The following is a 5033-nucleotide window of genomic DNA, read 5'->3' as shown; positions in this document are numbered from 1 at the left end:
GTTTTTGTGGAAGATGACAATAATGAAATGATTGCCAAACTAGACAGGGAGTGGGGCGAAGAGAATATCAGGAAGCATTCCGAAATGGTATTGTACCATTTGCCGCTACCTATGCGCAGGGTCTATGAGCTTGCAACAGAACACCATTTTAATGTCGAAGAAATTGCAGAAATAGTAAATCAAAGTCTACAAGAAGTGAAACAACTTTTAGAAGATGCCCGTAAGGCACTCAAAACCAGTTTTTATAATAGGTACGAAGGAATAAGTCAATAATTACTACCATCATGAACACAAAAGCATTAAAAAAAGGCACAGATTTTTTATTGGGTGTAGGCTTAGACATTCTACATAGAGAGAGTATGGAATGGTTAGAGACCGTTGCCTTCTGGAAACACGAGACCAGGTTCTTCGCAGATCTGTTACGCAATAAAGATGGCGGGGAAATGGAATATGGGAAAATGCTAATCAATCTGGACAAAATCCATGAGAATCTCTTCAATTATCTGGCGGACGATATTATCAGTCATGAAAAAATATTGGCCCGTTTAGAAAAAGGCGAAAAAGGAATTGCGGATGCTGATTACAGAGATAGGCATAAAAACCTAAAGAAACGTATGCAACTTTTTACGAACGAATTCCGTGAGTTTAAAAAAATGGTCTTTGGGTATGTCAAAAAACTTTGAACTTAAGGTCGAAGAAGTAGAAACCGGCAAATAAATTTATAAGGAATGACTATGGAAATTAACATTTCCATAAAAGAATACGGGACAACGGAAAGCATTCCCTCGATTTATAGAAAACACGCATGATATTTATAAACTTTAAATCCGCTTATAAAGAATGTCCTTGTCTTTACTTTAAATAGGTCTCTATCCAAAAACAGTTTATGGCCATTTATATCTTTAAGAGAAAATGGCCTGATAAACAGCTCTTTTTTAGCACGATATTGCTACATATACCTTGAAAGAAATCTAAAAAATTCTTTTTTCAAATCTGCATAGATCTGTCGTTGGGTCTCCATACGGTTTCTGAATTCCAGATGTTTTTTAACGAGTATGGTATCCAAAGCATCTTGTCCTGTTTTTGTCTGGGCCGCTATACTAATCTCATGTTGCTCAATAGTTTCCTGCAAATCGTCTATGACCCTACCATGCAGGATAAATTCATTTTGATAATGTTCCAATTGCGCCAATACGTTGTTATCGGTCCATCGATTTACAAGTTCACTTAGCCTGTTTTTAAAAGATTTTAACTCGTCTTCCCAAAATGCAAGTTCGGAGCCCCATTGTCGGTGTTCAAAATGTAGGTCTTCATTAAAGAGTACTTCTTCCGGTTTTTGTGTTTTTTCCATGATGACTTTATTTTTATTAGTTTATTCAGTTCTATAATTTCATTCCTCGCTCTCTACCAGTTTTTTTACACCTCTTTTTCCCAATATCTTCTCCAGATCCTCTTTTTCAACCACTTCTTGTTTTAAGAGGAGCTGCGCTAGTTTTTCCAGTTCTTCACGATGTTTCAACAGTAAGTTTTTTGTTCTTTCATAGGCCGTAGTCACTAGCTCCTTTACTTCCTTGTCTATCTGCTGCGCCATATTTTCGCTATAGGGTTTCCCCAATAGCCGTTCATTTTGTCCAGAGGAGTCGTAGAAACTGATAGGGCCTATCTCCTCATCCAGACCATAGTAGGCTACCATGGTATAAGCTTGTTTCGTTACTTTTTCTAAATCATCCAAAGCTCCTGAGGATGGCTCATTAAAAATAATATCCTCGGCGGCACGGCCACCTAAGGAGGCACAAATCTGGTCCATAAATTGCGATTTTGTCACAATTTGCCTTTCTTCGGGCAGGTACCAGGCGGCACCTAAAGATTTCCCTCGCGGAATGATGGACACCTTAACCAAAGAATCTACATTTTTAAGGTACCAACTGACCACGGCGTGCCCTGCCTCGTGATGTGCCACGATTTCTTTTTCTTTGGGCGAGATAATCTTGCTTTTGCGTTCCATACCACCGATGACCCGATCACGGGCATCCAAAAAATCTTCTTGTTCTACTGTCTTTTTTTTCTTTCGGGCCGCGATCAGTGCAGCTTCATTACAGATATTGGCGATGTCGGCCCCTGAAAAACCTGGACTCAATTTGGCCAGCAGTTCCACATCTACATTTTTTGAAAGTTTTAGTGGACGCAGGTGTACACCAAAAATTTCTTTCCGTTCCTCTTTGGTGGGCAGTTCAAGATAAATATGGCGGTCGAACCTTCCAGGGCGCAGCAGAGCCTTGTCCAGCACATCAGGACGGTTGGTGGCAGCCAGTACGATAACTCCTGTATTGGGGCCGAAGCCGTCAAGTTCCGTAAGCAGCTGGTTCAAAGTGCTTTCTCGTTCATCATTGGCCTGGAACGCATTGACTTTGCCACGGGAGCGACCCACGGCATCTATTTCATCGATAAATATGATACTCGGTGCTTTTTCTTTGGCCTTTTTAAATAGGTCGCGTACTCTGGAGGCTCCCACACCCACAAACATTTCTACAAATTCGGATCCCGACATGGAGAAAAAGGGAACCTGAGCCTCGCCCGCAACGGCTCTGGCCATTAAGGTCTTTCCTGTTCCGGGAGGACCTACCAACAATACCCCTTTGGGTATTTTGGCCCCGAGCTTCGTATAGGTTTCGGGATTTTTTAGAAAATCCACCACTTCCATGACTTCTAACTTGGCCTCTTTTAAACCTGCAATATCTTTAAAGCTTGCTGAGCTTTTGGTGTCTTTTTCCGAAACATGGGGTGTTGATTTCCCGAAATTGAAGAGCGGATTTCCACCTGCACCTCTGCCACCCATTCTCCGTAGCATGAATAGCCAGAACAAAATGATAATCCCAAAGGGCAAAAGCCAGGACAGAATACCTATCAAACTGGTACGGGACTCATATTGTACATTTATTTTTTCTGAAGGGGAAAAATCTTCTTGGGCCCGTTGTAATTTGTCCTCAAAAGTCTCTACCGATCCGATGGTCATGCGGTATTGTGGCCCTACTTCAGCACTGAACAATTTTTCACTAACCTCTTTGTGCATTGGGTCGCCCAAGCGGTCTTTTTTGATATGGATTTCCGCGAATTCTTTGTTTACTACCACAATTTTTGCCACCTCCTGTTGTGCCAAAAGAGTGTCTTGCAAAAAAGACCAATTGATTTCTTTAGTGCCGGAAACAGGATTGGAAAGAATTGAAAACCATAATAATAGTCCGAAGAACAAAAAGTAGAGCCAATTGAAACCGTATCCCCCATAGGGCGGTTTGGGGTAGTTTTTATTGCTTCCCGAAGTTTTGGATTTTCCTTTGTTATTTTTATTAGACACTTGCTTCATTCATTTCTTAAACTGCACATTGATATAATGCTTCTTTGGTATCTTCCCGCAGAACTATCGCAAAATTATTCTAAATGCAGGTATTCTAATATGATGTAGGTCATTTCCAATTTCTCTATTCTCGCTTTAATTTGTTATTGAAATTAAAAGTGATGGAAAACAGAGCGCTATTTAAATCAGGAATACTATTTATTATAGTCATCGTTTTATTGTTATTGGCAAGATGTGGACCAGTTGTAGTTACTTCCAGGCCCAACAATCCGCCGCCGCCCTGGTTTTATCCAAACCGGGTAGAGGTGGTGCGCTATGTCTATTTTCCCGAATACATGATTTACTATGATCTGTCGGCAAGAACCTATCTGTATTTAGACGGAGATCTTTGGGTGCGGCGAAACGTTTTGCCACCGCGTTACCAAAGCATCGATTTAAGACGATCCCGATATGAGCGGATCCAAAATTACAATGAGGATAACATTCGGAGGTACCATGACGAGAATAATTCCAATCGGGGCAGGAGCAATAGGAATACGCCGGGAAGCAACAGAAACACAGGTAAATGAAATGGTTTTATAACTGTCGAATTAATAAAAAGCCATTATATTAATGTCAAAAAAAAAACAGGAAGCCGAAACTTCCTGTTTTTCATAAAGAATGGGGATTCATCAACACTTTTTTATCAATCTCTTAAACCATTTTATTGCTAAAACGACCTAAACGATCGATTGGAGTACCAACTGCATCCGTTTCCTTTACTATGACCTTTACCATTTTGCAATGATGCCGATCAATACTTTAAAGAAACTGGAACATTTGCATGTTCCAGTTTCCAAGAAAGTGTAAAAACCACCTTTGACCGCTTTGCGTAATTTTGAGTGAAACCTATTGCTAGGCCATAGCTAAAACCACACGGCATGGGGCATTTTCGACACCTTCTTTTACTAGACCTTATTACTCCCCACGAATAATAAGTTTAGTGTTATTTATGATATGCAGAAGTCGTTCAGACTTCGTTTTCAAAGAACTATTCCATTCAGCTAAGATGCCAAACTAAGGAATGATATCCAGGTTTAACATGACCTTCGTCAGTTCAATACTATTTTTTTAAAAAAGAAACCGGAACACCCAAATGTTCCGGTTTCCCGGAAGATGCTTTCTGATCCGATTACCGCTTACACTGACCTCAACAAAATTTATCGCTAAACCTTATCGTGGTTCAAATGGTCTAAAGGAGCGTCATGCCTCTTCCATCCTGTCAAGCCTAACCCCCCCGAGTAAGGCTTGTAAATTTTTCAATGAACTTTATTATTCTTAAATAAGAGACAAAAATAAAAGATCAATTTCTAGTTCCAAATGACCTAGATCAGTTTGGGGATTTTTTTCGTTTTTTTAACACTATTATTTTCTATCCACACATAAAGATTATCCGCATCTTCCTTATTACAAAGTTGTGTGCCAGGATGAAGCGTAGCGGCCGTACCACATGCTACGCCATATTTTACGGCTTCCCCTAATGATTTTCCATGGGATAGGCAGAATACCATACCAGCCACCATACTGTCGCCTGCGCCAATGGTACTTTTTTGATGTACCGTAGGGGCGGGAATATATTCTATTTCATTTTTGGTCGCCCATAATGCACCTTTCGCACCTAAGGAAACCACCAGTACTTTAC

6 protein-coding genes are annotated in these 5033 nt (G+C 40.4%); 3 read left to right on the top strand and 3 right to left on the bottom strand.

Features of this window, described 5'->3' with window-relative positions:
* Positions 1-273, top strand: a 273-nt coding sequence (locus WBN20_RS03395) for a sigma factor-like helix-turn-helix DNA-binding protein (protein WP_424280698.1), incomplete at its 5' end; no start/stop codon positions are given.
* 11 nt (positions 274-284) lie between these two features.
* The gene (locus tag WBN20_RS03390) at positions 285-683 is read left to right on the top strand and encodes a hypothetical protein (RefSeq protein ID WP_424280697.1); all 399 of its coding nucleotides are present in this window, start codon (positions 285-287) and stop codon (positions 681-683) included.
* Positions 684-949: 266 nt separating this feature from the next.
* Here the strand turns inward: WBN20_RS03390 and WBN20_RS03385 are convergent, their stop codons facing one another.
* Entirely contained in the window at positions 950-1351 is a 402-nt protein-coding gene (locus WBN20_RS03385; RefSeq protein ID WP_424280696.1) for a hypothetical protein, read from the bottom strand.
* Between the two features lie 39 nt (positions 1352-1390).
* The gene (gene ftsH / locus WBN20_RS03380; RefSeq protein WP_424271493.1) at positions 1391-3361 is read right to left on the bottom strand and encodes an ATP-dependent zinc metalloprotease FtsH; all 1971 of its coding nucleotides are present in this window, start codon (positions 3359-3361) and stop codon (positions 1391-1393) included.
* 152 nt (positions 3362-3513) lie between these two features.
* Between ftsH and WBN20_RS03375 the strand changes: the two genes are divergently transcribed.
* Positions 3514-3921, top strand: coding sequence for a hypothetical protein (locus WBN20_RS03375; RefSeq protein WP_424271494.1), 408 nt, complete (start codon positions 3514-3516; stop codon positions 3919-3921).
* 795 nt (positions 3922-4716) lie between these two features.
* Here the strand turns inward: WBN20_RS03375 and WBN20_RS03370 are convergent.
* Positions 4717-5033 (bottom strand): PfkB family carbohydrate kinase (locus WBN20_RS03370; protein WP_424280695.1); only part of this gene is annotated, 317 nt, incomplete at its 5' end.

Origin of the sequence: Eudoraea sp. (assembly GCF_049665975.1) — a bacterium.
Lineage (GTDB): Bacteria > Bacteroidota > Bacteroidia > Flavobacteriales > Flavobacteriaceae > Eudoraea.
Note: the sequence above shows the minus strand (reverse complement) of the source record. Positions and strands in the feature narration are given on the sequence as shown.

Excerpts from the sequence above, each read along its gene's own strand:
- WBN20_RS03385 (WP_424280696.1), bottom strand. The coding sequence starts at position 1,351 with ATGGAAAAAACACAAAAACCGGAAGAAGTACTCTTTAATGAAGACCTA.
- WBN20_RS03375 (WP_424271494.1), top strand. The coding sequence starts at position 3,514 with ATGGAAAACAGAGCGCTATTTAAATCAGGAATACTATTTATTATAGTC.
- WBN20_RS03390 (WP_424280697.1), top strand. The coding sequence starts at position 285 with ATGAACACAAAAGCATTAAAAAAAGGCACAGATTTTTTATTGGGTGTA.
- ftsH (WP_424271493.1), bottom strand. The coding sequence starts at position 3,361 with ATGAAGCAAGTGTCTAATAAAAATAACAAAGGAAAATCCAAAACTTCG.